At 64.4% G+C, this 25,486-nt stretch carries 17 protein-coding genes; 11 read left to right on the forward strand and 6 right to left on the reverse strand.

From position 1 onward, the window contains the following. Nucleotides 1-118 precede the first annotated feature (118 nt). The 3 genes from folD to WKW79_RS29220 form a co-directional block, all read right to left on the reverse strand. Nucleotides 119-967 (reverse strand): bifunctional methylenetetrahydrofolate dehydrogenase/methenyltetrahydrofolate cyclohydrolase FolD, encoded by an 849-nt coding sequence (gene folD, locus WKW79_RS29210; RefSeq protein WP_340338740.1) that lies wholly within the window; start codon nt 965-967, stop codon nt 119-121. 84 nt (nt 968-1,051) lie between these two features. Further along, nucleotides 1,052-1,678, reverse strand: coding sequence for a response regulator transcription factor (locus tag WKW79_RS29215; RefSeq protein WP_340338741.1), 627 nt, complete (start codon nt 1,676-1,678; stop codon nt 1,052-1,054). After that, nucleotides 1,675-4,215 carry a PAS domain-containing sensor histidine kinase gene (locus tag WKW79_RS29220; protein WP_340338742.1) on the reverse strand — a complete coding sequence of 847 codons (2,541 nt, stop codon included), beginning with the start codon at nt 4,213-4,215 and terminating at the stop codon, nt 1,675-1,677. Before WKW79_RS29220 ends, WKW79_RS29215 begins: the two co-directional genes overlap by 4 nt. A gap of 203 nt (nt 4,216-4,418) precedes the next feature. On the opposite strand from WKW79_RS29220, the gene aceE reads away from it, so the two are divergent. The 4 genes from aceE to lpdA (WKW79_RS29240) all read left to right on the forward strand — a co-directional run bounded on the left by aceE (nt 4,419) and on the right by lpdA (WKW79_RS29240) (nt 11,336). Beyond that, nucleotides 4,419-7,133 carry a pyruvate dehydrogenase (acetyl-transferring), homodimeric type gene (gene aceE, locus WKW79_RS29225; RefSeq protein ID WP_340338743.1) on the forward strand — a complete coding sequence of 905 codons (2,715 nt, stop codon included), beginning with the start codon at nt 4,419-4,421 and terminating at the stop codon, nt 7,131-7,133. A 51-nt stretch (nt 7,134-7,184) separates the two neighbouring features. Continuing rightward, nucleotides 7,185-8,858 carry a dihydrolipoyllysine-residue acetyltransferase gene (gene aceF / locus WKW79_RS29230; protein WP_340338744.1) on the forward strand — a complete coding sequence of 558 codons (1,674 nt, stop codon included), beginning with the start codon at nt 7,185-7,187 and terminating at the stop codon, nt 8,856-8,858. A gap of 70 nt (nt 8,859-8,928) precedes the next feature. Further along, nucleotides 8,929-9,519 carry an Ntn hydrolase family protein gene (locus tag WKW79_RS29235; protein ID WP_340338745.1) on the forward strand — a complete coding sequence of 197 codons (591 nt, stop codon included), beginning with the start codon at nt 8,929-8,931 and terminating at the stop codon, nt 9,517-9,519. Beyond that, on the forward strand, nt 9,516-11,336 hold the full coding sequence (gene lpdA / locus WKW79_RS29240; protein ID WP_340338746.1) for a dihydrolipoyl dehydrogenase: 1,821 nt from the start codon (nt 9,516-9,518) through the stop codon (nt 11,334-11,336). The genes WKW79_RS29235 and lpdA (WKW79_RS29240) overlap by 4 nt, the downstream gene beginning before the upstream one ends. Before the next feature lie 132 nt (nt 11,337-11,468). On the opposite strand, the gene WKW79_RS29245 is transcribed toward lpdA (WKW79_RS29240), so the two are convergent. After that, a complete protein-coding gene (locus WKW79_RS29245) occupies nt 11,469-12,032 on the reverse strand; it encodes a C40 family peptidase (RefSeq protein ID WP_340338747.1) in 564 nt (187 codons plus the stop codon). 229 nt (nt 12,033-12,261) lie between these two features. On the opposite strand from WKW79_RS29245, the gene WKW79_RS29250 reads away from it, so the two are divergent. Next, a complete protein-coding gene (locus WKW79_RS29250) occupies nt 12,262-13,380 on the forward strand; it encodes a PQQ-dependent sugar dehydrogenase (RefSeq protein WP_340338748.1) in 1,119 nt (372 codons plus the stop codon). 10 nt (nt 13,381-13,390) lie between these two features. Here the strand turns inward: WKW79_RS29250 and WKW79_RS29255 are convergent, their stop codons facing one another. Next, nucleotides 13,391-14,149, reverse strand: coding sequence for an alpha/beta hydrolase (locus WKW79_RS29255; RefSeq protein ID WP_340338749.1), 759 nt, complete (start codon nt 14,147-14,149; stop codon nt 13,391-13,393). A gap of 80 nt (nt 14,150-14,229) precedes the next feature. After that, nucleotides 14,230-15,837: a 4-hydroxyphenylacetate 3-hydroxylase family protein gene (locus WKW79_RS29260; RefSeq protein ID WP_340338750.1), complete on the reverse strand. Its 1,608-nt coding sequence runs from the start codon at nt 15,835-15,837 to the stop codon at nt 14,230-14,232. Nucleotides 15,838-16,089: 252 nt separating this feature from the next. Between WKW79_RS29260 and WKW79_RS29265 the strand changes: the two genes are divergently transcribed. The 6 genes from WKW79_RS29265 to lpdA (WKW79_RS29290) all read left to right on the forward strand — a co-directional run bounded on the left by WKW79_RS29265 (nt 16,090) and on the right by lpdA (WKW79_RS29290) (nt 25,484). Next, nucleotides 16,090-16,692, forward strand: coding sequence for an isochorismatase family protein (locus tag WKW79_RS29265; RefSeq protein ID WP_340338751.1), 603 nt, complete (start codon nt 16,090-16,092; stop codon nt 16,690-16,692). Between the two features lie 71 nt (nt 16,693-16,763). Next, nucleotides 16,764-18,674, forward strand: a complete 1,911-nt coding sequence (locus WKW79_RS29270) for a propionate--CoA ligase (protein WP_340338752.1) — start codon at nt 16,764-16,766, stop codon at nt 18,672-18,674. 170 nt (nt 18,675-18,844) lie between these two features. Then, entirely contained in the window at nt 18,845-21,721 is a 2,877-nt protein-coding gene (locus WKW79_RS29275; protein WP_340338753.1) for a 2-oxoglutarate dehydrogenase E1 component, read from the forward strand. A 51-nt stretch (nt 21,722-21,772) separates the two neighbouring features. Continuing rightward, entirely contained in the window at nt 21,773-23,038 is a 1,266-nt protein-coding gene (odhB, locus tag WKW79_RS29280) for a 2-oxoglutarate dehydrogenase complex dihydrolipoyllysine-residue succinyltransferase (protein ID WP_340338754.1), read from the forward strand. Between the two features lie 45 nt (nt 23,039-23,083). Beyond that, complete coding sequence (locus WKW79_RS29285; RefSeq protein ID WP_340338755.1) at nt 23,084-24,046, forward strand: hypothetical protein; 963 nt, start codon at nt 23,084-23,086, stop codon at nt 24,044-24,046. A 7-nt stretch (nt 24,047-24,053) separates the two neighbouring features. Further along, entirely contained in the window at nt 24,054-25,484 is a 1,431-nt protein-coding gene (gene lpdA, locus WKW79_RS29290; RefSeq protein ID WP_340338756.1) for a dihydrolipoyl dehydrogenase, read from the forward strand. The last annotated feature ends 2 nt before the right edge of the window (nt 25,485-25,486 follow it).

Raw genomic sequence — 25,486 nt, forward strand, 5'->3', positions numbered from 1 at the left:
TTGAGATGGCGGGCGGACTGGGCAAGTTCAAGTGTGCCGTTGTTTGGGCCGGAAGCTTCACCCCGCCGGCCTTATCGGGTTATTGCCGTGGGGGCTCTGGTCGCGGGCGCGCGGAACCTCACGCCGCGTTTTCGGCCGCTTCCAGCGTGTTGACCAGCAGCATTGCGCGCGTCATCGGTCCGACGCCACCCGGCACTGGCGTGATCCAGCTGGCCAACTCGCGCACGCCTTCGAAGTCGACGTCGCCGCAGAGCTTGCCTTCGTCGTTGCGGTTCATGCCGACGTCGATGACCACCGCGCCGGGCTTGACCATGTCAGCCGTGAGCACGTTGCGCTTGCCGACTGCCGCGACGATCACGTCTGCCTGCAAGGTCATGGCCCTGAGGTCGGCGGTCGCGCTGTGGCAGATGGTGACGGTGGCGCTCTGGGCAAGCAGCATCATCGCCATCGGCTTGCCGACGATGTTGCTGCGGCCGATGACCACCGCATGCTTGCCGCGAAGCGAGTAGCCGATGGATTCGAGCATCTTCATGCAGCCGTACGGCGTGCAGGGCCAGAAGCCGCGCGCGCCGGTCATCAGCGCACCGGCGCTCTGGATGTGGAAGCCGTCGACGTCCTTGGCCGGGGAGATCGTCTCGATGACCTTCTGGCTGTCCATGTGCTTCGGCAGCGGAAGTTGAACGAGGATGCCGTGCACCTTCGGGTCCTCGTTGAGGGCGCAGATGCGGGCCAGCAGCTCGGCCTCGGTCATCGTGGCCGGATAGCGCTCCAGCGTGGCCTCCAGGCCGGTCTCGGTGCTGTCGTTGACCTTGTGCTTCGTATAGACCTGGCTGGCCGGGTCTTCACCCACGAGGATGATGGAAAGCGCTGGCGTGATGCCGCGTGCGCGCAGGGCCTGGGTGCGGCCGGCGACTTCGGCGCGGATGGTCTTGGCAAGTGCGTTGCCGTCGATGAGTTGTGCAGTCATGGGCGGTGATTCTCCAAGTAAAAGCGCCCGTTCACGCGAAGCGTGACGGGCGCTGTGGATTTCAGTGAAAGATCGAATTCGTGATCAGTTCTTCGGGGCGTTCTGCCCCAGCGCGATCTTCAACAGGTCGGCGACCGTGTTGGCATTGAGCTTTTCCATGATGTTGGCGCGGTGCGCCTCCACCGTCTTGATGCTGATGCCGAGGTCGTCGGCGATCTGCTTGTTGAGGCGGCCGGCAACGATGCGCTCCAGCACCTGGGCTTCGCGGCCGGTCAGCTTGGACAGCAGCGCGTCGCGGCTGGCGGATTGCTGGTGCTGGGCGAAGGCGCCGCGAGCGTGTTCGAGCATGCGCTCGACCAGCGTGACGAGTTCCTCGTCGTTGAAGGGCTTCTGGATGAAGTCCATCGCGCCCTTCTTCATGGAGTCGACGGCCATGGGCACGTCGCCGTGGCCGGTGATGACCACGATCGGCAGGGGCGAGCGGCGCTCGATCAGCCGGTCCTGCAACTCCAGCCCGGTCATGCCGCCCATGCGGATGTCGACGATCAGGCACGCGACTTCGCGCGGGTCATAGCGGGAGAGGAAAGATTCAGCCGAATCGAAACAGCGAACCCGATAGTCCTTGCCTTCCAGCAGCCATTGCAGCGAATCTCGCACTGCTTCGTCGTCATCGACAACGTAGACCGTGCCCTTCTTGGGAATCAAACTCATGCCGTTACCTTTGTCTCATCACTTGCAATGGGGTCTATCGCGTCAAACACCGGAATCCAGAAGGAAAAACGGCAGCCAACCACTTGTGAGAGATTGTAAATGTTCTCTGCCTGCATCCGTCCACGGTGCGATTCCACAATGGTCCGGCACAAATTGAGCCCGATGCCCATTCCTTCCGGTTTGGTCGAAAAGAATGCTTCATAGAGCCGGTCCATGACTTCCGGCGCCAGGCCCATGCCGGTGTCCTGCACCGAAAACTCGACGGCGTTCTGACCGTCGACCACCCTCGGAACCACCCGCAACTCTACGCTGCGCCGCGCCAGCGGCCGATTGGCCACGTCGATGGACTCCGCCGCGTTCTTCAGCAGGTTGACCAGCACCTGTTCGATGAGGATCGGATCGACCCGCAGGATCGGCAGGCGCGCCGCGACGTAGTGGTTGAGCCGCACATTGCGTCGACGCAATTCGATGCCTGCAAGTTCCACCGCTTCGCTGACCATCGTGCTGGCCTCGGCCGGCGTGCGGTTGGGCTCGCTGCGCTTCACGAAGGAGCGGATGCGCTGGATGATCTGGCCGGCGCGCTGGGCCTGCTTGGAGGTCTTGTCCAGCGCGGCCAGCAGCGAGTCGGCATCGATGGCCTGGCCCTTGATGCGTGAGGCCATGCCGTTGCAATAGTTGTTGATGGCGGTGAGCGGCTGCGTCAGTTCGTGCGCGACGCTGGAAGCCATCTCGCCCATGGTGATCAGGCGGCTTGCCGCTTGGGCGCGGTCGGCTTGCGCCGCAGACAAATCTTCCGCATCCCGGCGTTGCGTGATGTCGGTCGCGATCACCATCTGTGCCAGCCGGCCATCGACCCAGGTCAGGTAGCGCGAGCGCACTTCCAGCCACTTGCCGAGGTCGGGCACGAAGATCTCGTTGTTGCCGGGCTGGGCGGCAGTGAGCGTGTCGATCGGCAGGCCGGCATAGGGGTCGACGTCGTCCAGGCCGTCATCGTGCGCCTGCGAGGCGGGCACGCCCGCCTGCGCCACCATGTCGAGATGGCCAATCGTGTTGGAGCCGAACCAGCTGCGGTACAGCTTGTTGGCGAACAGCAGTTCCTTGCTGCCGAGCGGCGCCACCGACACCGAGGCATCCAGCGCCTCCAGCACGATGGTGAAGCGCTCATGCGATGCCGACAACTGCTCGCGGATGCGGGTGGGCTCGGTGATGTCGGTCATCGAGGTCATCCAGCCGGTCTGGTGGCCGCGCGCGTCGATCAGCGGCGAGACGTACAGCCGAGCATCGAACACGCTGCCATTGCGGCGCTTGACCCGGACCTGGAAGCCGCCGGGCAAGGCGCGGCCGTGCAGTTCTTCTTCGAGCCGCTCGTTCATCACCTCGCGGTCGGATTCGAGCCAGTAGGGGAAAGGTGGCGTCTGGCCGACCAGTTCGGCTTCGCTCCAGCCGGTCATGGCGCAGAAGGCGGCGTTGACGTAGGTGATGCGGCCTTCCAGGTCCAGCACGCGCATGCCGGTGAGCATGGAGTTTTCCATCGCGCGGCGGAAGTTGGTTTCGGCAACCAATGCCTGCTGCGCCTGCAGGCGCCGGCGCGTGTGGCGCCAGGTGCCGATCAGCATCCAGCTCGTGAGCACGCTGAGCGCGCCGACCAGCCAGAACAGGCCGTTGCCGACGAAGCCCTGCGAGGTGCGATAGGCCTGCGCGCGCAGCAGCAGGCCATTGCCGACGGGCGACACCGGCACCTCGTATTCGTTGGTGTGTTCGTTCCACGGCAGCACGCGCGTGCCGGCCTCGCGCGGGTTGACGGTGTTGCCGGCGATGAGGCCGTTCTTGGCGTCGAGCAGCGACACCGCGTAGCGCGCGGCCACCTCGGGCGGGATGCCGTAGCGCAGCAGGCCGTCGATCGAGAACTCACCCATCAGCACGCCGGCGAACAGGCCCTGGTCGAACAGCGGAATGTGGAGCTGAAGCAGGCTGGGCGGGTCGTGGCCTGCGACGGGTTGCGAATACACCGGCTGGCGCAGTTCGCGGGAGAGGGCGTAGTTGGTTTCGATGTCGCCGGGCCGCAGCACTTCGCCAACGGGGTGTTGTTGCGAGGGATGCACGCTGGGCGCAGCGTACTCGGCCTTCACGCGGCGGCGGTCGTCGATCCAGGTGACGGCCTGCAACTCCGGGAACTGGCTCACGAGCGACTCGACGCGACTCGTGAACTCGGCGGAATCGATCTCGCGGTTGGAGGCGTCGCGCGCCACGCGCATCAGTTGCTCCTGCCGCTCGAGCAGTCGCAGGCGGAGGCGCTGCTGGGCGTATTCGACGTCGCGCTTGACGGACTCCTGTTCACGTTCGAGCTCTTCCGCGCGCAGGTACCAGAAGGCGGAAACGATGGCGGCCAGGAAGAGCAGCACCGCCGCAAGCGGGGCCAGCATGGCGACCGCGTCCTGCAGCACAGGCGTCTGGCGTCGCCACCACCGGCGCCACCATGAAAGGGGCGACGAACTGGCAACGTGGCGCGCTGCTTCGACGGAGGACGTGAATGGCATTGCCCCCGAGTGTATGGGAACCCCCTGTTTGGACCCTGGAACGAGCTTGACACTCGCGCATGGAATGTCACGCACCGAAACTTGAAATCTCATAATATAAAATCATCAAGCACCATTTGAAATTACACAAATGTTGTGCGAAACTTCCTGCCATCGCAAACACGGCGGTAAATTGGCTGCCATCCACCACCCAGGAGACAAAAATGTCGGCAAGTCCCGAGAATCTTTTTGGCTCGGCCGCGAATGACGCGGACGCGCAGGAAACACGTGAATGGATGGACGCCCTGTCCGCCGTCATCCAGAGTGAGGGCCCCGAGCGTGCTCACTTCCTCCTGGAGCAGCTCCTCGAGCATGCGCGCCAGAACAGCATCGACAAACCGTTCTCGGCCAACACCGCGTACGTCAACACCCTGGAGCCGGACCAGGAAGAACGTTCCCCCGGCAACCTCGAGATCGAGGAACGCCTGCGCTCCTACATGCGTTGGAACGCGATGGCCATGGTGGTCAAGGCCAACCGCCACCACCCGCCCGAAGGCGGCGACCTCGGCGGCCACATCGGCTCCTTCGCCTCGCTCGCCACCATGTTCGGCGCCGGCTTCAACCATTTCTGGCATGCCGAGAGCGAGAACCACGGCGGCGACTGCCTCTACATCCAGGGCCACGTGTCGCCCGGCGTCTATGCCCGCGCCTACCTCGAAGGCCGCCTGAGCGAAGAGCAACTGCTCAACTTCCGCCAGGAAGTCGATGGCAAGGGCCTCTCCAGCTATCCGCATCCGAAGCTGATGCCCGAGTTCTGGCAGTTCCCGACCGTGTCGATGGGCCTCGGCCCGCTGATGGCCATCTACCAGGCCCGCTTCCTCAAGTACCTGCATGCCCGCGGCATTGCCAACACCGAGAACCGCAAGGTCTGGGTGTTCTGCGGCGACGGTGAAATGGACGAGGTCGAGTCGCTCGGCGCCATCGGCTTGGCCGCTCGCGAGAAGCTCGACAACCTGGTCTTCGTCATCAACTGCAACCTGCAGCGCCTGGACGGTCCGGTGCGCGGCAATGGCAAGATCGTGCAGGAACTGGAAGGCGAATTCCGCGGCGCGGGCTGGAACGTCATCAAGCTGCTGTGGGGCAGCAACTGGGATCCGCTGCTGGCGCGCGACAAGGAAGGCGCGCTGCGCAAGCTCATGATGGACACGGTCGACGGCGACTATCAGTCCTTCAAGGCCAACGACGGCGCCTACGTCCGCAAGCACTTCTTCGGCCGCGACCCGCGCACCGCCGCGATGGTCGAGAAGATGAGCGACGACGACATCTGGCAACTGCGCCGCGGCGGCCACGATGCACAGAAGGTCTACGCGGCCTTCCATTCGGCCGTGAACCACAAGGGCCAGCCGACGGTGCTGCTGATCAAGACCGTCAAGGGCTTCGGCATGGGCAAGATCGGCGAAGGCAAGAACACGGTCCACCAGACCAAGAAGCTCAGCGAAGACGACATCAAGCTGTTCCGCGACCGCTTCAACATCCCGATCCCGGACAGCCAGATCGCCGACATCCCCTTCTACAAGCCGGCTGACGACACGCCGGAAATGAAGTACCTGCATGAGCGCCGCAAGGCACTCGGCGGCTACCTGCCGCATCGCCGCACCAAGGCCGACGAGAGCTTCACCGTGCCCGCGCTGGAAGTGTTCAAGGCCGTGACCGAGCCGACTGCCGAGGGCCGCGAGATCTCGACCACGCAAGCCTACGTTCGTTTCCTCACGCAACTGTTGCGTGACCAGGCGCTCGGCCCGCGCATCGTGCCGATCCTGGTCGACGAGGCGCGCACCTTCGGCATGGAAGGCCTGTTCCGCCAGGTGGGCATCTACAACCCCGATGGCCAGCAGTACACCCCGGTGGATAAGGACCAGGTCATGTACTACAAGGAAGACAAGGCCGGCCAGATCCTGCAGGAAGGCATCAACGAAGCGGGCGGCATGTCGAGCTGGATCGCGGCGGCCACGTCGTACTCGACGAACAACCGCATCATGGTGCCGTTCTACGTGTACTACTCGATGTTCGGCTTCCAGCGCATCGGCGACCTGGCCTGGGCGGCGGGCGACATGCAGGCGCGCGGCTTCCTGCTCGGCGGCACCTCGGGCCGCACCACGCTGAACGGTGAAGGCCTGCAGCACGAGGACGGTCACAGCCACATCCTGGCCAACACGATTCCGAACTGCGTGAGCTACGACCCGACCTTCGCGCACGAAGTCGGCGTGATCCTGCACCATGGCCTGAAGCGCATGGTCGAGCGCCAGGAGAACGTCTACTACTACATCACGCTGCTCAACGAGAACTACCCGATGCCCGGCCTGCAACCCGGCACCGAGGAGCAGATCATCAAGGGCATGTACCTGGCCAAGCAGGGCCCGGCGCTCAAGGCCAAGGCGCCGACCGTGCAACTGCTCGGCAGCGGCACCATCCTGCGCGAAAGCTTCTTTGCGCAGGAACTGCTGGAGAAGGACTGGGGCGTGAGCGCCAGCGTCTGGAGCTGCCCGAGCTTCAACGAGCTGACCCGCGACGGCCAGGAAGCCGACCGCTGGAACCTGCTGCATCCGACCGAGGAACAGCGCGTGCCCTTCGTGGCGCAGCAACTCGCGGCCAGCAGCGGCCCGGTGGTCGCCTCGACCGACTACATGAAGGCCTACGCCGAGCAGATCCGTCCGTTCGTCCCCAAGGGCCGCAACTACAAGGTGCTGGGCACCGACGGCTTCGGCCGCAGCGACTTCCGCGCCAAGCTGCGGGAGCATTTCGAGGTCAACCGCCACTTCATCGTGGTTGCCGCGCTCAAGGCGCTCAGCGAAGATGGCGCGCTGCCGGCAGCCAAGGTGGCCGAGGCGATCAAGAAGTACGGCATCAACGCCGAGAAGATCAGCCCGCTCTACGCGTAATCAACCAACAACCCGAACAACCGATTCGCCTCACGGGCGGGAGACAACGAGATGGCAACAGTGGAAGTCAAGGTGCCGGACATCGGCGATTTCGATGAAGTCGCGGTGATCGAGGTGCTGGTGAAGGTGGGTGACACGGTCAAGGCCGAGCAGTCGCTGATCACCGTGGAGTCGGACAAGGCGTCGATGGAGATTCCGTCGAGCCAGGCCGGCGTGGTCAAGGAACTGAAGGTCGCGGTGGGCGACAAGGTCAAGGAAGGTTCGGTCGTGCTGGTGCTGGAAGGCGAGGGTGGCGGTGCTGCCGCTGCTCCGGCTGCCGCGCCCGCCGCTGCTCCGGCTGCGACGCCGGCCGCCGCGCCGGTGGCTGCGCCGCCGCCTGCTGCAGCACCCGCTGCGGCGGCCGGCCCGATCGAGGTGAAGGTGCCGGACATCGGCGACTTCAAGGACGTCGCGGTGATCGAGGTGCTGGCCAAGCCTGGCGACACGATCAAGGTGGAGCAGTCGCTCATCACCGTGGAGTCGGACAAGGCGTCGATGGAGATTCCGTCGTCGGCGGCCGGTGTGCTGAAGGAACTGAAGGTCAAGGTCGGCGACACGGTCAACATCGGCGACCTGATTGCAATCATCGAAGGTTCGGGTGGTGGGGCTGCGGCTCCGGCGGCCGCACCGGCGCAGGCTGCCGCGGCACCTGCGGCAGCCACGGCTTCGGCGCCGGCGCCCGCCGCTGCACCGGCTTCCGCGCCTGCGACCGTACCGGCAGCGCATGACCCGACGGTCGCGCCCAAGGGCAACCTGCCACATGCCTCTCCCTCGGTGCGCAAGTTCGCCCGCGAACTCGGCGTGCCGCTGGAAGAGGTCAAGGGTTCCGGTCCCAAGGGCCGGATCACCGAGGAAGACGTCAAGGGCTTCACCAAGGCCGTGATGACCGGCCAGGCCAGCACCAAGGCATCGGCCGCCAAGGCACCGGCCGGTGGTGGCGACGGCGGCGCTGCGCTGGGCCTGATCCCATGGCCCAAGGTCGACTTCAGCAAGTTCGGCGAGTTCGAGCGCAAGGACCTGTCGCGCATCAAGAAGATCAGCGGCGCCAACCTGCACCGCAACTGGGTCATGATCCCGCACGTCACCAACCATGACGATGCCGACATCACCGACCTGGAAGCCTTCCGCGTCTCCACCAACAAGGAGAACGAGAAGTCGGGCGTGAAGGTCACGATGCTGGCCTTCCTGATCAAGGCCTCGGTCGCGGCGCTGAAGAAGTTCCCGGAGTTCAACAGCTCGCTGGACGGCGATGCGCTGGTGCTGAAGAAGTACTTCCACATCGGCTTTGCGGCCGACACGCCGAACGGCCTCGTGGTGCCGGTCATCAAGGACGCCGACAAGAAGGGCGTGATCCAGATCAGCCAGGAAATGGGCGAGCTGGCGAAGAAAGCGCGCGACGGCAAACTCGGCCCGGCCGACATGTCGGGTGCCTGCTTCACCATCAGTTCGCTGGGCGGCATCGGTGGGCGCTACTTCACGCCGATCATCAACGCGCCTGAAGTCGCCATCTTGGGTGTGTGCAAGAGCACGACGGAACCGGTGTGGGACGGCAAGGCCTTCCAGCCGCGCCTGATGCTGCCGCTGTCGCTGAGCTGGGATCATCGCGTGATCGACGGTGCCGCCGCTGCGCGCTTCAACGTGTACCTGGCGCAAATCCTCGGGGACTTCCGCCGCGTCCTGCTATGAGCCCCTTGACGCCTACGGCGTCGTCCCCCGGGGGGAGCAGACCTCTTGGGGCGGCCCGGCGAGGTCTCATATGACCACGGTCGTGGCCGTCCGCAAGGGCGGCCAGGTGGCCATGGTGTCGGACTCGCTCGTGACCTTCGGGGACACGCGCATGTCGCATCGCATGGAGGCCAACCGCAAGATGTTCAAGGTCGACGATGCCGTCGGCCAGAGCGTCATCGCGGTGGCTGGGTCCGCAGCGCACTTTCCGGCGCTGCGGCATGCCCTGGCGGCGACGGCGCGGGAGGAGCTTCGCTTCGGCAGCAAGGACGAGGTGTACCGCACCTTCACCCTGCTGCATCCGGTGCTGAAGGACACGTTCTTCATGCAGACCAAGGAAGACGAGCACGAGCCCTACGAGTCGAGCCAGTTCACCTTGCTGCTGGCCAACCCGAGCGGAATCTACGGCGTCTACAGCTACCGCGAAGTGTTCGAGTTCAAGGAGTTCTGGGGCATCGGCTCCGGCCGCAACTTCGCACTCGGCGCCATGCATGCGGCTTATGCCAGGGCGCGCACCGCACTGGAAGTCGCGCAGGCCGGCATCGATGCCGCCTGCGAATTCGATCGCAATTCGGCCGGACCGGTCGACGTTCTCACACTCAAACTCAAGGTGTCCAAATGAGCGAACAACAAATCAAGGTGCCCGACATTGGTGACTTCGACGAAGTCGCGGTGATCGAGGTGCTGGTCAAGGTGGGCGACACGATCAAGGCGGAGCAGTCGCTGATCACGGTCGAATCGGACAAGGCCTCGATGGAGATCCCGTCCTCGGCCGCGGGCGTCGTGAAGGCGCTGGCGGTGAAGGTGGGGGACAAGGTCAAGGAGGGCTCGGTTGTGGTGACGCTGGAGGTCAGCGGTGACACGGCTGCTGCACCGTCACCGGCTGCACCGGCGCCCGCACCGGCTGCCGCCGCACCGGCGCCGAAGCAGGCACCCGCGGTGTCGGCGCCAGCGCCTGCCGGCAGCTACAGCGGATCGGTCGATGTCGAATGCGACGTGGTCGTGCTCGGCGCCGGCCCCGGCGGCTATTCGGCGGCGTTCCGTGCGGCCGACCTGGGGTTGAAGGTCGTGCTGATCGAGCGCTATGCCACGCTCGGCGGCGTGTGCCTGAACGTGGGTTGCATCCCGTCCAAGGCGCTGCTGCACGTCGCGTCGGTGATGGACGAGGTCAAGCACTTCGAATCGCTGGGCGTGACCTTCGCCGCGCCGACGGTCGACCGCGCCAAGCTGCTCGCCCACAAGAACAAGGTGGTCGGCAAGCTCACCGGCGGCCTCAGCGCGATGGCCAAGATGCGCAAGGTGACGACGGTGCGTGGCGTCGGCAACTTCATCGATCCGTACCACATCGAGGTGGAAGAGACCTCCGGCACCAGTTGGGACACCACCGGCAAGAAGCAGGTCGTCAAGTTCCGCAACTGCATCATCGCGGCCGGCTCTCAGGCGGTGAGCCTGCCCTTCATGCCGAAGGACGACCCGCGCGTGGTCGACTCGACCGGCGCATTGCAGATGGGCACCGACCCCAAGCGCATGCTGATCCTCGGCGGCGGCATCATCGGACTGGAAATGGGAACGGTGTACTCGACGCTGGGGGCGCGGCTGGACGTGGTGGAAATGCTCGACGGCCTGATGCAGGGCGCCGACCGCGACCTGGTCAAGGTCTGGCAGAAGATGAATGCGCCGCGCTTCGACAACATCATGTTGAAGACCAAGACCGTCGGCGCCGAGGCGACCAAGGACGGCATCAAGGTCACCTTCGAAGGCGAGCAGGCGCCGAAGGAACCGCAGGTGTACGACCTGGTGCTGCAAGCCGTCGGCCGCAGCCCCAACGGCAAGAAGATCGGTGCCGAGAAGGCCGGCGTGGCCGTGACGGACCGCGGCTTCATCAACGTCGACATCCAGATGCGCACCAACGTGCCGCACATCTTCGCCATCGGCGACATCGTCGGCCAGCCGATGCTGGCGCACAAGGCGGTGCACGAGGCGCACGTGGCGGCCGAGGTGATCGCCGGCGAGCAGAAGGGCGACAAGGAACTCTCCAGCGCTGCCTTCAACGCCCGCGTGATCCCGAGCGTGGCCTACACCGACCCCGAGGTGGCGTGGGTCGGCATCACCGAGGACCAGGCCAAGGCCGAGGGCGTGAAGGTCAAGAAGGGCCTGTTCCCGTGGACGGCTTCCGGCCGCGCCATCGCCAACGGCCGCGACGAGGGCTACACCAAGCTGCTGTTCGACGCCGAGACGCATCGCATCATCGGCGGCGGTATCGTCGGCACGCATGCCGGCGACATGATCGGCGAGGTGGCGCTGGCCATCGAGATGGGCGCGGACGAGGTCGACATCGGCAAGACGATCCATCCGCATCCGACGCTGGGCGAAAGCATCGGCATGGCGGCGGAAGTGGCGCACGGGACCTGTACGGACCTGCCGCCGTCACGGAAGTAGGGCCCGGAAACGTCGTTGGGTTGCCGGCGGCGGTCTCGGGAATCCCAGCCGCCTCCGCAGCGGCCCCAAAAGAAAACCGCCTCGAGAGGCGGTTTTTTCATGGCGGCCGGAATGCGGCCAAAAGTCGGCGAATTACTCGCCAGCGCTCACCGGCCCCGGCCCTTGCGCGGCCTCGACGCGTCGTGCGCCATTGAAGCGGCGCGCCCAGTAGCTGCCGGTCATGTCCTCGACACGCACTTCGGCGCCGGTGCGGGGCGCATGGATGAATTTGCCTTCGCCGATGTAGATGCCGACATGGCTGAAGGCACGGCGCATGGTGTTGAAGAACACCAGGTCGCCAGGCTTCATGTCCGCGCGGGCGACCGGTTCGGTCGCGCGGGCTTGTTCCTCGGCGCGGCGCGGCAGCATCATGCCGACGGTCTGGTTGTACATGGCGCGGACGAAGCCGCTGCAATCGAATCCGGTTTCGACGGTGTTGCCGCCGCGGCGGTAGGGCACGCCCAGGAAACCGATGGCACTGACGACGAGTTCGGAGGTACGGTCGGTGACGGACTGGCGAACCTGATCGAGTTGGCCGATCAAGCCCTTGTTGTTGTCATTGAGCGCGCGGTCCGTGTCGTCTGTGCGGTCCTGATGGGGGGCGGCATGTGCGGCGGCGACCAACAGGACGGAAGCAAGAAGGACTAAAAAACGCATGACCGGTAGGATATTGATGACAAACGGTCATGTCAAATTAATCACACTTCGCGATTTGGATGCTAAGTGCTTGTCGCATAACGATATTTCTCTAAGATCGTTATGTGAAATGTAAAGCTTGGCAAGTTGCACGATCAGGCCGTCATCAATTTGTAGTCATAAAGTTCTTTAAACAGTGTCAATTTGCATCTAACTTCTGCCATCGAGTTGATGAAAAAGAGGCGAATGGATGAAAGACAAGCTGAAACCGCAGCCCTGGCATGTGTTGGTGGCTTGCTTGCTGGCAAGCGTGGCCTTTGCCGCCAATGCGGCGCCTCTTCCGGAAGTCGTGGCGAGCGGGCTGGAGCGTCCCTGGGCAGTCGCCTTCCTGCCGGACGGGCGCTTCCTGGTCACGGAGCGTCCCGGACGGATGCGCGTCATCGACGGCGGCAAGGTCGGTGCGCCGCTCGCGGGCGTGCCGGCGGTGGCGGCCGGGGGGCAGGGCGGCTTGCTGGACGTGGTGGCGGACTCCGCATTCGCGCGCAATCGCACGGTCTACTTCTGCTTCTCGGAGCCCGCGACTGGCGGCCTCACCAACAGTACCGCGCTGGCCAGCGCCCAGCTCTCGGAGGATGAGAGCCGCCTGGAAAACCTGAAGATTTTGTTCAGCCAGAAGCCGAAGGTCGCGAGCCGGTCCCACTTTGGCTGCCGCATCGTGGAGGCCCGGGACGGCACGCTCTTCCTCACGCTCGGTGATCGCTTCAGCCGCAAGGAAGACGCGCAGACGCTGGACAACCATCATGGCAAGGTCGTACGCATCGGCAAGGACGGCTCGGTGCCCAAGGACAACCCCTTTGTCGGCAAGCCGGGCGCACTGCCCGAGATCTGGAGCTACGGCCACCGCAACAGCCAGGGCGCGACGCTGGCGCCGGACGGCGTCTTGTGGATGACCGAGCACGGTCCGCAGGGCGGTGACGAGATCAACATCCCGCAGGCGGGCCGCAACTATGGCTGGCCGGTCATCACCTACGGCGAGAACTATGGCGGCGGAAAGATCGGCGACGGCATCACGGCCAAGGAAGGCATGGAGCAGCCGCTGCACTACTGGGTGCCGTCGATCGCGGCGTCGGGCATGGTGTTCCTCACCAGTGACCGCTATGGCGCGGCGTGGAAGGGCAACTTGTTCGTCGGCTCGCTGAAGTTCGGCTACCTGGACCGGATCGAACTCAAGGATGGCAAGGTGGTGGCCGAGCACAAGTTGCTGGATGCAGGCGGGCGCGTCCGCGATGTGAGGCAAGGCCCGGACGGGCTGCTGTATGTCCTGACCGACGAGTCGAATGGGCAATTGATTCGGCTGCTGCCCGAATAGCTTCAGATCTTCAGTTTGGACAGGCGGGCAATGGGAGGCGCGGCAGCAGGCTGCGCCAGACCCGCATCCATTCCGGCCAGTCGTGTCCGCCCTCGGTGGTTGCCACATGGTCCGCGGGTAGTGCGTTGGCGAGCAGGCGGTGGCTGAATGCGAAGCGGTCGTCCAGGCCGTAGCCGAGCCAGAGCGGCGGATGGTCGCTCGGTGGCGGGCGGTTCGAATAGGGCTGCAGCCAGCGCCACAGACGCAACTCGCGTCGTTCGAACGAGGGCATTTCTGGGAGCACAGGGGGCGCAGGCCAGCGGGCGAGGCCGCCCGCGTTGTCGACGCCGGTGGCGATCAGGCGCTCGCCGAGATAGGGGGCGAGCGCCACGATGCCGGCCAACGCACCCGGGCGCTCCTCGGCATAGATCATCCCGCCAAAGCCGCCGAGCGAGATGCCGACGATCCAGATCGAGCGATAGCCCTGGGCTTGCGCCGGGGCGATCACATCCGCCCGCAGGCGGTCGATGATGCTTTCGTTGCGGTAGTAGCCGAGGTGCGCGTCGACGCGCAGCACGTCGACCGCCAGGCGGCGTTGCTGGATCGCGCCGATGAAGCCTTCCCGCACGAATTCCTCGGTGTCGGAATAGGCGCCGGGGAGCAGCACCAGCAAGGTGTCGGTCTGTGCGGGGCAGGCGCTGGGTTCGCGTTGCATGGCCATCGGCACGACGAGCGCGCGCGACGCGCAGCCGCTGGCCAGCAGCGCGGTCGCGGTGAGTGCGGCCACCATCCACCAGCGCCGGCGGCGCGCAAGCCGGCGTGGCGTGGCGATGTCGCCTGGATCCCCTACGGCGGGGCGGCCTCGCGGCCTCAGTCGCATGTCCCCGGGCGCGTCGGCTTCGGCAGGTCGACCATGACAGGTTGCCCGGGCGTTGTGCAGCCGGTGTCACAGCATTTGCCCGGTTGACGGTTCTTCGTGATGGCGCGGGCGGGATCGTGCGCCACGCCGCGCTCCAGCAGGCGCTCGACCAACTCGACCTTGGAGCCGACCGGGTAGTTGCGCCAGATCTCCTGCTTCATCGCCGCGGGCGATCCGCCGCCGTGCAGGCTGATCACGCTGTACCAGCCGCCTTGGTAGCCCGCGGTCAGGTCCTCGATGAAGCGGGCCGTCTCGATGCGCTGCTCGTACGGCACGGAGGGGTTGGCGCGCAGGACCTCGGCCAGGCTGGCGGCGGTCTCGGGGTTGTGGTCCTCGTCGGGCCCGGGCAGGGTGACGATCAGGCCGCCGCTCACGTAGTGGGCGATGCGGTGCATGTCGTAGATCTTCGTGGCCAGCAACAACTTCCCGATGTTGCTGAACACCGGGTCGGGCATGAACACCTCGCAGTGTTCGTCGGCCTTGGCATAGACGCTGGCCGCGACGCCGCAGGCGAAGAAGCTCTCGGTGATGGTGATGAGCTCGACCATCTGTTCGCGCAGATGGGATTCCTTGCCGGGATCGAAGCCATTGGCCTCGCACATCAGCGCGCCGGCGCCGATCAGCAGATCGCCGAAGCCGGCGCGCGCACCGATGCAGCTTTGCCGGTGGTGCGTGGCATAGCTGTAGGTGAGGTGGCCGGAGTGCTCCCATTCGCCGGCGTAGAAGACGCTCTCCCACGGCACGAACACGCGGTCGAACATGCAGACGCCGGTGCTCTGGCCGTACTTGCGGCTGAACAGGGCCTCGCCATGCTCCAGCTTGTCGCCGGGCCGGCCGGCCGGCCGCGCGATGATCGTGAGTCCGGGCGCATCGAGCGGCACGGCGCAGCAGACGGCGAAGTCGGCATCCTCCCGGCCCATGTTGCGGCAGGGCATGACCAGCAACTCATGCACATAGGGCGCCGCGGTGACGATCGCCTTGGTGCCGGAGATGACGATGCCGCGGGCGTTGCGTTCGACCACGTGCACGTAACTGTCCACGCTGGCTTGCTCATGCGGGCGCCGGCTGCGGTCGCCCTTGGCATCGGTCATCGCGACGCCGAGCGTCAGGTCCTGGTCCTGGATGCGGTGCAGGTAGTTGTGGAAGCGGGCGGTGTGCTCCTTGCTGCCCTGCGCGTCGTCGATGCGGGCCGAGACCTGTGCGATGGCATTGACCGCATCGTGCGTCAGGTAGCGCTGCGCGCAACCGGTTTCCTGGCAGACCAGGCGCACCGCCTCCAGCTTGTTGAGCAGGTCGCCCGCGCTGGTGTCGATGTGCGAGAAGCGGTTGACGCGCTTGCCGCTGGTGTGCTGCACAGCCGTCATGAGGCGCTCGTACCCCGGCTTCAGCGCGTGGTCGTAGGTCAGCGCGATTGCGTTGATGCCGGGTTGGAAGGCCGGGTCGTCGGCCACGCTCTCCACCCTTCGCCCATCCACGAAGACCCTGGGCCTGTAGCGGCGCAACGACTCGCGGTAGTCCTGGCCGGTCATCAGCGTGGCATGCGGAAGCGGGGCGTTCATCGGTGTCTCCGGATCTTCGAATGGCGCGGGGCGTTGGCATTTGAACACTGCGCTCGAGTTGTTGCTGAGGCGCACCGACAGCCGGGGGCAGAGGTCGCAAAGCCTCCGCAAGGTTGCAAAAGGAAGACCAAAGCTTTCCTTTGAATTCATTTGCGACTTCTCCGTTCGGCTGTCCGCTCCCGAATTTCGACGGTCGGTCCCATGTTCAGTGGTACGTTCTATGCCCGCCTGTTCTTGAAGAGATATTCCGCCATGCTGCTCGATGCATCCCAATCCCAACTCGTGCTGGTCGACTACCAGGCGCGCCTGATGCCCGCGATTTTTGAATCGGAGGCGGTGGCCGCGAATGCCGTGCGGCTCGGGCAGTTCGCCAAATTGCTGGCGGTGCCCGTGTTCGGCACCGAGCAGAACCCTTCGAAGCTCGGCGAAAACCTGCCTGCCATTCGCGCGCTGTGCGACCGCACGCTGGCCAAGATGCATTTCAGCGGCGCCGAGGAAGGTCTCTGCGAATGGCTGCGGGCTCCGGCTCCCGCGCCGAAGGGCAATGCGCGCAGCCTGCCCAAGCACCTGCAAAAGCCGGCCGCACAGGCGGACGAGCGCAACACCATCGTCATCGCCGGTTGCGAGGCCCATGTGTGCCTGCTGCAGACGGCGCTGGACCTGCTGGAAGACGAATTCGAGGTCTGGGTCGTGGTGGATGCCTGCAGCTCCCGCACCGAGCGCAACCGCGATGCCGCCTTCGACCGACTGGCCGGCGCAGGTGCGGAACTCGTGACCACCGAGATGGTCGGTTTCGAATGGCTGGCCACGGCCGAGCATCCGAAGTTCAAGGAGTTCCAGGCGCTGATCCGTTGAGGATTGGCTCCGCGCTGCAGCGTGATTTCAGATTCCGCACCATCAGCGGAACGCATCCAGGAGACAAGTGAATGGGTTCGTACAGTGAGTTCTATCGTCGTTCGGTGGACGACGCCGAGGCCTTCTGGGCCGAGCAGGCCGGTCTGGTCGATTGGCAAACGCCGCCCAGGCAGATCCTGGACGCGAGCCATCCGCCTTTCGCCAAATGGTTCGTCGGCGGCACGACCAACCTGTGCCACAACGCGGTCGACCGCCACCTCGCGACACGTGGCGACCAGGCGGCATTGATCTTCGTCTCCACCGAAACCGGCGTCGAGCGCAGCTACTCCTTCAAGGAACTGCACGCCGAAGTGCAGCGCATGGCCGCGAGCCTGATCGAACTCGGCGTGGGGCAGGGCGACCGCGTGCTGATCTACATGCCCATGATTCCCGAGGCCGCCTTCGCCATGCTGGCCTGTGCGCGCATCGGCGCCATCCATTGCGTGGTGTTCGGCGGCTTCGCAAGCGTCTCCCTGGCCTCGCGCATCGAGGACGCGGAGCCCAAGGTCGTCGTGAGTGCCGACGCCGGTTCGCGCGGCGGCAAGGTGCAGGCGTACAAGCCGCTGCTCGACGAGGCGATCAAGCTGTCGAAGCACAAGCCCGATGCGGTGCTGCTGGCCGATCGCGGCCTGGCGCCGATGGAACTCGTGGCGGGCCGCGACCATTCGATGAGCGCACTGCGCGCCAAGCACATCGACACCCCAGTGCCATGTACATGGCTCGATGCAACCGCCATCAGCTACACCCTCTACACGAGTGGCACGACGGGCAAACCCAAGGGCGTGCAACGCGACACCGGCGGCTACGCGGTCGCGCTCGCCGCCAGCATGAAGCACATCTTCGATGGCCGCGCCGGCGAAACCTATTTCTCCACCAGCGACATCGGCTGGGTGGTCGGCCACAGCTACATCGTCTACGGCCCGCTGATCGCCGGCATGGCCACCATCATGTACGAGGGCCTGCCGACCCAGGGCCTGGACCAGCAACCGAACGGCGGCATCTGGTGGAGCCTGGTCGAGAAGTACAAGGTCACCGTGATGTTCAGCGCGCCCACCGCCGTGCGCGTGCTGAAGAAGCAGGACCCGGCCTTGCTCGCGAAGTACGACCTGTCCAGCTTGCGCGCCCTGTTCCTCGCCGGCGAGCCGCTGGACGAACCCACCGCGCGCTGGATCAGCGAAGGCCTGGGCGTGCCCATCATCGACAACTACTGGCAGACCGAAGCGGGCTGGCCGATTCTCACCATCGCCAACGGCGTCGAGAAGAAGCCCAGCAAGCTGGGCAGCCCCGGCGTGCCCATGTACGGCTGGCGCGTGAAGATCCTGGACGAGGAATCCGGCGAGGAACTCACCGCGGCCAACGCCAAGGGCGTGGTCGCCGTCGAGGGCCCGACGCCGCCCGGCTTCATGCAGACCGTCTGGCGCGACGACGCGCGCTTCATCAACACCTACTGGAGCAGCGTGCCCGGCAAGACCGTGTACTCGACCTTCGATTGGGGCATACGTGACGAGGACGGTTATTTCTACATCCTCGGCCGTACTGACGACGTCATCAACGTGGCCGGCCACCGCCTGGGCACGCGCGAGATCGAGGAAAGCATCTCCGGCCATGCAAACGTGGCCGAGGTGGCGGTGGTCGGCGTCGCCGACGCGCTCAAGGGCCAGGTCGCCATGGCCTTCGTCGTTCCCAAATCCGGCGATGCGGCCAGCGATGCGGAGGTGGCCCTGACGCTGGAAGGGGAAATCATGAAGCAGGTGTCAGACCAGCTCGGCGCGGTGGCGCGACCGGCCCGCGTGCGCTTCGTGAGCGCCTTGCCCAAGACCCGCAGCGGCAAGCTGCTGCGCCGCGCGATCCAGGCCGTTTGCGAGCAGCGCGACCCCGGCGACCTGACCACCATCGACGACCCTTCCTCCTTGCAGCAGATCAAACAACTGGTTGCACCTTGAAAGCTTGATGAAAGCTTTGCATGTTGTGCCGCGGCTCAACGTGGCACAATCGCCCCCGTACTCAGGCCCTTCCCCAGCCACAGTCGCATCCGCCAATCGGTTCAGCCGTGTCGCGGAAGGTTTTCTTAACCAGCTAGTGCTTCCCCAAGGGAAGCGAAGGTCAGCGGAACATGAGCGAATCCAACACGCCCTCGGCGTATCGCGCCTATCAAGGCAACACCTACCTCTTCGGCGGCAATGCGCCCTATGTCGAAGAGATGTACGAGAACTACCTCGCCAACCCCGGCAGCGTGCCCGACAACTGGCGCTCGTATTTCGACGCGCTCCAGAACGTCCCCGCCGGCGACGGCAGCAACACCCGCGACGTTCCTCACCTGCCGGTGATCAACGCTTTTGCCGAGCGCGCCAAGCAGGGCACCACGCGTGTGGTGCAGGCCAGCGGCGCCGACTCCGAACTCGGCCGCAAGCGCACCGCCGTCCAGCAGCTGATCGCCGCCTACCGCAACGTCGGCGCCCGCTGGGCCGACCTGGACCCGCTCAAGCGTACCGAGCGCCCCTCCATTCCTGAACTCGAACCCTCGTTCTACGGCTTCCACGATGCCGACCTCGAGACCGTGTTCAACACCAGCAACACCTTCTTCGGCCGCGACACCATGTCGCTGCGCGACCTGCTCAACGCCCTGCATGAAACGTACTGCGGCACCATCGGCGCCGAGTACATGTACACGACCGACCAGAACCAGAAGCGCTGGTGGCAGGAAAAGCTCGAACGCGCGCGCACCAACCCGCAGCTCTCGGTCGAGAAGAAGAAGCATGTGCTGAACCGCCTCACGGCCGCCGAAGGCCTGGAGCGCTTCCTGCACACCAAGTACGTCGGTCAGAAGCGCTTCTCGCTCGAAGGCGGCGAAAGCTTCATCGTCGCGATGGACGAGCTGATCAACCAGGCCGGTGTGGCCGGCGTGCAGGAAATCGTGATCGGCATGGCCCACCGCGGTCGCCTCAACGTGCTCGTCAACACGCTCGGCAAGATGCCGGCCGACCTGTTCGCCGAGTTCGAGCACACCGCGCCGGAAGACCTGCCGGCCGGCGACGTCAAGTACCACCAGGGCTTCAGCTCGGACGTGACCACGCCCGGCGGTCCGGTGCACCTGAGCCTCGCGTTCAACCCTTCGCACCTTGAAATCGTCAACCCGGTGGTCGAAGGTTCGGTGCGCGCCCGCATGGACCGCCGCGGCGATTCGGAAGGCGACTCGGTGCTGCCGATCATCGTCCACGGCGACGCGGCCTTCGCCGGCCAGGGCGTCGTCATGGAAACGCTGGCGCTGGCCCAGACCCGCGGCTACTACACCGGCGGCACGGTGCACATCGTCATCAACAACCAGATCGGCTTCACCACCAGCGACCCGCGCGACAGCCGCTCGACGCTGTACTGCTCGGACATCGTCAAGATGATCGAGGCGCCGGTGCTGCATGTGAACGGCGACGACCCCGAAGCCGTGGTGCTCTGCACGCAATGGGCGCTGGAATACCGCCAGGAATTCAACATGGACGTTGTCATCGACATCGTCTGCTTCCGCAAGCTGGGCCACAACGAGCAGGACACGCCTTCGCTCACCCAGCCGCTGATGTACAAGAAGATCGCGGCGCATCCCGGCACGCGCAAGCTGTACGCCGACAAGCTGGCGGCGCAAGGACTGGGCGACACGATCGGTGACGACATGGTCAAGGCGCAGCGCGCCGCCTTCGACGAAGGCCGCAACACCATCGACCCGGTGCTGACCAACTTCAAGAGCAAGTACGCGGTCGACTGGAGCCCCTTCCTCAACAAGAAGTGGACCGATGCCGGCGACACCGCGATTCCGACCTCCGAGTGGAAGCGCCTGGCCGAGAAGATCACCACGGTGCCGGCCAGCTTTGCAGTGCATCCGCTGGTGAAGAAGGTGCTGGACGATCGCGCTGCGATGGGTCGCGGCGAGATCAATGTCGACTGGGGCATGGGCGAGCACATGGCCTTTGCCTCGCTGGTGGCCAGCGGCTACCCGGTGCGCCTGTCGGGCGAGGACTGTGGCCGCGGCACCTTCACGCACCGTCATGCGGTGCTGCACGACCAGAATCGCGAGCGGTACAACGAAGGCACCTACACGCCGCTGGAAAACGTGGCCGATGGTCAGGGCCCCTTCGTCGTCATCGACTCGATCCTGTCTGAAGAAGCGGTGCTGGCCTTCGAATACGGCTATGCCTCGAACGACCCCAACACGCTGGTGATCTGGGAAGCGCAGTTCGGCGACTTCGTCAACGGCGCGCAGGTGGTCATCGACCAGTTCATCGCCTCGGGCGAAGTGAAGTGGGGCCGCGTCAACGGCATCACGCTGATGCTGCCGCACGGCTATGAAGGCCAGGGCCCGGAACACAGCTCGGCGCGCATCGAGCGCTTCATGCAACTGTCGGCCGACACCAACATGCAAGTGGTGCAACCGACCACGGCCAGCCAGATCTTCCACGTGCTGCGTCGCCAGATGGTGCGCAACCTGCGCAAGCCCTTGATCATCATGACGCCGAAGTCGCTGCTGCGGAACAAGGACGCGACCTCGCCGCTGTCCGAGTTCACCAAGGGCGGCTTCCAGACCGTGATCCCGGACAGCCGCGACCTCAAGGCCGAGAAGGTCAAGCGCGTCATCGCCTGCTCGGGCAAGGTGTACTACGACCTGGCCAAGAAGCGCGAAGAGCGTGGCAGCGACGACGTGGCGATCATCCGCGTCGAGCAGCTGTATCCGTTCCCGCACAAGGCGTTCGCGGCCGAGATCAAGAAGTACCCGAATCTCGTCGACGTCGTGTGGTGCCAGGACGAGCCGCAGAACCAGGGCGCCTGGTTCTTCGTGCAGCACTACATCCACGAGAACATGCAGGAAGGCCAGAAGCTCGGCTATGCCGGACGTGCCGCGTCGGCATCGCCGGCGGCGGGCTATTCGCACCTGCACCAGGAACAGCAAAAGGCGCTCGTCGATGCGGCCTTCGCCAAGCTCAAGGGCTTCGTGCTGACCAAGTAATCCGAATCACAAGAACTCAACAGAACGCGCACGAAGCGGAGCGAAATTCAAATGTCTATCGTAGAAGTCAAAGTCCCCCAGTTGTCCGAATCGGTGGCCGAGGCCACCATGCTCACCTGGAAGAAGAAAGCCGGCGAAGCCGTCGCCATCGATGAGATCCTGATCGAGATCGAGACCGACAAGGTGGTGCTGGAAGTGCCGGCCCCCGCGGCCGGCGTGCTGGCCGAGATCGTCGCCGGCGACGGCGCCACGGTGGTGGCCGACCAGTTGATCGCGAAGATCGACACCGCCGGCAAGGCAAGCGCAGCGGCACCCGCGGCCGCGCCTGCTGCCTCGGCACCGGCTGCTGCGCCCGTCGCGGCTGCCGCTGCCACCGGCGGCTCGAAGTCCGACGTGGCCATGCCGGCCGCCGCCAAGCTGCTGGCCGACAACAACCTGAAGATCGGCGACGTGGCCGGCTCGGGCAAGGATGGCCGCGTGACCAAGGGCGACGTGCTCGGCGCGGTTGCCGCTGGCGCCACGGCCAAGCCAGCACCGGCTGCGGTTGTGCCGGTGGCCGCTGCCCGCCCGGCGCTCGCGCAAGTCGCCGCACCGGTCAGCGCGCCCGACCTCGGCGACCGCCCGGAACAGCGCGTGCCGATGAGCCGCCTGCGCGCCCGCATCGCCGAGCGCCTGCTGCAATCGCAAGGCACGAACGCCATCCTGACCACCTTCAACGAAGTCAACATGGCCCCGGTCATGGAGATGCGCAAGAAGTTCCAGGACGCGTTCACCAAGGAGCATGGCGTCAAGATCGGCTTCATGAGCTTCTTCGTGAAGGCCGCGGTGCATGCGCTGAAGAAGTTCCCGGTGCTCAATGCCTCGGTCGACGGCAACGACATCCTGTACCACGGCTACTTCGACATCGGCATCGCCGTCGGTTCGCCGCGCGGCCTGGTCGTGCCGATCCTGCGCAACGCCGACCAGATGAGCTTTGCCGACATCGAGAAGAAGATCGCCGAGTACGGCAAGAAGGCACAGGAAGGCAAGCTGGGCATCGAGGAAATGACCGGCGGCACCTTCTCCATCAGCAACGGCGGCACCTTCGGCTCGATGCTGTCGACGCCGATCATCAACCCGCCGCAATCGGCCATCCTGGGCGTGCACGCGACCAAGGACCGCGCAGTGGTGGAGAACGGCCAGATCGTCGTTCGCCCGATGAACTACCTCGCCATGAGCTACGACCACCGCATCATCGACGGCCGCGAAGCCGTGCTGGGCTTGGTGGCCATGAAGGAAGCGCTGGAAGATCCGTCGCGCCTGTTATTTGATATTTGATTCGGGTATGTAGGCGTCCCTCAATTAAATGTCGAAAGAATAATCATGCAGAAGGTCGAGATCGACAGGCATTTCTTGCTTGAGATTTGGTTTGTTGCGCTCGTTTCCGTTGTTCTTGGTATTGGTTTGATTGTAGGGGCGCATCAGCTGACGCCCCCGCAGATTTCAGTCATCGTACATGACGTTGTGCTGAGTCAGCCGCAACCCGATCCATTTTTGAAAGTATTCTTGAAGGAGTTGGGGTTTGCATTAATAATTGCAGGCCTTTTGGCGGTCACGTTTGAGTATTTGACTAAAAGCAAGCACCAAGAGGCTGCCGATCGTCTGGTAGCAAAGATAAACGTAGATTTGTTTCATGCGGTACTTGGACGTGACATCCCTCCTTCGCTTTATGCGCATTTAAAAAAATGCGCTTTGAGTGCGGATATATTTAGAACTGGATTTCGGGTCTTTTTTACTCTGGGTACTGCCGGACCAGATCGCGATAATCCCGATGAAAGTAAATACATTCGGCTTTCTGAGGAAACTCAATACAGGATTAGAAACATATCTAATGTTGTGCAGAATTTCCGTCTGACGATGTATCTGGATCCTGTGAAATTCCCTGCCAAAGATAATGTTCCTCAGCCTGAGTTTCGGTTTATTAAAGTTGATGGAGTAGACATCCCGTTTGAGGGCGGCAAGGTCATCGCAAGCGACTTGGAGGTCAATGCTTATTACGCGGTTGAGCTGAGTCCAGGCGAAGAAAAAACTATCGATTCGAGCAGCTATTGTTACCTGCGTTTGACGGATGAGCAGGTTTTTACAATGCGGGATCCCACCGAAACTCTGTCGGTTACACTTATTTCGCACTCGCCTGTTTTGAACTTGGATTGCATTGCGTTGCATTCGAGTGACCTTGTTGAGATTAGGAAAGAGCCTACATCTAAAGAGTGGTTGTTGAATGACGCGCTGGTCGGAGGACAGGGCGTCATTGTCAAGTGGTCAAAAATTGAAGATTTGAACTAAATACACAATGCAAAGCAAACAATTCGACGTCGTCGTCATCGGCGGCGGCCCCGGCGGCTACATCGCGGCGATCCGCGCGGCGCAACTCGGCTTCAACGTCGCCTGCGTCGACGAGTGGAAGAACGGCAAGGGCGGCCCGGCACCGGGTGGCACCTGCACCAACGTCGGATGCATTCCGTCGAAGGCGCTGCTGCAATCGTCCGAGCATTACGAGCATGCCGGCAAGCACTTTGCCGACCATGGCATCAAGGTCGAAGGCCTGGGCCTGGACGTTGCGAAGATGCTGGCCCGCAAGGACACCGTCGTGAAGCAGAACAACGACGGCATCCTGTACCTGTTCAAGAAGAACAAGGTCACCTTCTTCCATGGCCGTGCGTCGTTCTCGAAGACGGACGAAACGGGCTACGAACTGAAGGTTGCCGGCGCCGCCGAGGAATCGATCAGCGCGAAGCACGTGATCATCGCCACGGGCTCCAACGCCCGCGCCTTGCCCGGGGCACCGTTCGATGAAGAGAACATCCTCTCGAACGACGGCGCGCTGCGCATCGGCGGCGTGCCGAAGAAGCTGGCGCTGGTCGGCTCCGGCGTGATTGGCCTGGAAATGGGCTCGGTGTGGCGTCGCCTCGGCGCTGAGGTGACGGTGCTCGAAGCGCTTCCGACCTTCCTCGGCGCGGTGGACGAGCAGATCGCCAAGGAAGCCAAGAAGGCCTTCGACAAGCAGGGCCTGAAGATCGAGCTCGGCGTGAAGGTCGGCGAGGTCAAGTCCGGCAAGAAGGGCGTGAGCATCGCCTGGACCAATGCCAAGGGCGAAGACCAGAAGCTGGACGTCGACAAGCTGATCGTCTCGATCGGCCGCGTGCCGAACACCATCGGCCTGAACGGCGAAGCGGTGGGCCTCAAGCTCGACGAGCGCGGCGCGATCGTGGTCGACGACGACTGCAAGACCAACCTGCCGAACGTCTGGGCGGTGGGCGACGTGGTGCGCGGACCGATGCTGGCGCACAAGGCGGAAGAAGAGGGCGTGGCCGTGGCCGAGCGCATTGCCGGCCAGCACGGGCACGTCAACTTCAACACCGTCCCGTGGGTCATCTACACCTCGCCGGAGATCGCGTGGGTCGGCCAGACCGAGCAGCAGCTCAAGGCCGAAGGCCGCGCCTACAAGGCCGGCACCTTCCCGTTCCTGGCCAACGGCCGCGCACGCGCGCTGGGCGACACGACCGGCATGGTCAAGTTCATCGCCGATGCGGCGACGGACGAGATCCTCGGCGTGCACATGGTCGGCCCGCAGGTCAGCGAGCTGATCTCGGAAGCCGTGGTGGCGATGGAGTTCAAGGCGAGCGCGGAAGACATCGCGCGCATCTGCCATGCCCACCCGTCGCTGTCGGAAGCGACCAAGGAAGCCGCTCTCGCAGTGGACAAGCGCACGCTGAATTTCTGATC

The sequence above is a fragment of the Variovorax robiniae genome, assembly GCF_037889955.1.
GTDB classification, from domain to species: domain Bacteria; phylum Pseudomonadota; class Gammaproteobacteria; order Burkholderiales; family Burkholderiaceae_C; genus Variovorax; species Variovorax robiniae.

Coding starts and splice junctions, on each gene's coding strand:
- WKW79_RS29260 (WP_340338750.1), bottom strand. CDS start 15,837: ATGAACGCCCCGCTTCCGCATGCCACGCTGATGACCGGCCAGGACTAC.
- WKW79_RS29215 (WP_340338741.1), bottom strand. CDS start 1,678: ATGAGTTTGATTCCCAAGAAGGGCACGGTCTACGTTGTCGATGACGAC.
- WKW79_RS29245 (WP_340338747.1), bottom strand. CDS start 12,032: ATGCGTTTTTTAGTCCTTCTTGCTTCCGTCCTGTTGGTCGCCGCCGCA.
- lpdA (WP_340338746.1), top strand. CDS start 9,516: ATGAGCGAACAACAAATCAAGGTGCCCGACATTGGTGACTTCGACGAA.
- aceF (WP_340338744.1), top strand. CDS start 7,185: ATGGCAACAGTGGAAGTCAAGGTGCCGGACATCGGCGATTTCGATGAA.
- WKW79_RS29270 (WP_340338752.1), top strand. CDS start 16,764: ATGGGTTCGTACAGTGAGTTCTATCGTCGTTCGGTGGACGACGCCGAG.
- WKW79_RS29220 (WP_340338742.1), bottom strand. CDS start 4,215: ATGCCATTCACGTCCTCCGTCGAAGCAGCGCGCCACGTTGCCAGTTCG.
- WKW79_RS29250 (WP_340338748.1), top strand. CDS start 12,262: ATGAAAGACAAGCTGAAACCGCAGCCCTGGCATGTGTTGGTGGCTTGC.
- lpdA (WP_340338756.1), top strand. CDS start 24,054: ATGCAAAGCAAACAATTCGACGTCGTCGTCATCGGCGGCGGCCCCGGC.
- aceE (WP_340338743.1), top strand. CDS start 4,419: ATGTCGGCAAGTCCCGAGAATCTTTTTGGCTCGGCCGCGAATGACGCG.
- WKW79_RS29235 (WP_340338745.1), top strand. CDS start 8,929: ATGACCACGGTCGTGGCCGTCCGCAAGGGCGGCCAGGTGGCCATGGTG.
- WKW79_RS29275 (WP_340338753.1), top strand. CDS start 18,845: ATGAGCGAATCCAACACGCCCTCGGCGTATCGCGCCTATCAAGGCAAC.
- WKW79_RS29285 (WP_340338755.1), top strand. CDS start 23,084: ATGCAGAAGGTCGAGATCGACAGGCATTTCTTGCTTGAGATTTGGTTT.
- WKW79_RS29255 (WP_340338749.1), bottom strand. CDS start 14,149: ATGGTGGCCGCACTCACCGCGACCGCGCTGCTGGCCAGCGGCTGCGCG.
- folD (WP_340338740.1), bottom strand. CDS start 967: ATGACTGCACAACTCATCGACGGCAACGCACTTGCCAAGACCATCCGC.
- WKW79_RS29265 (WP_340338751.1), top strand. CDS start 16,090: ATGCTGCTCGATGCATCCCAATCCCAACTCGTGCTGGTCGACTACCAG.
- odhB (WP_340338754.1), top strand. CDS start 21,773: ATGTCTATCGTAGAAGTCAAAGTCCCCCAGTTGTCCGAATCGGTGGCC.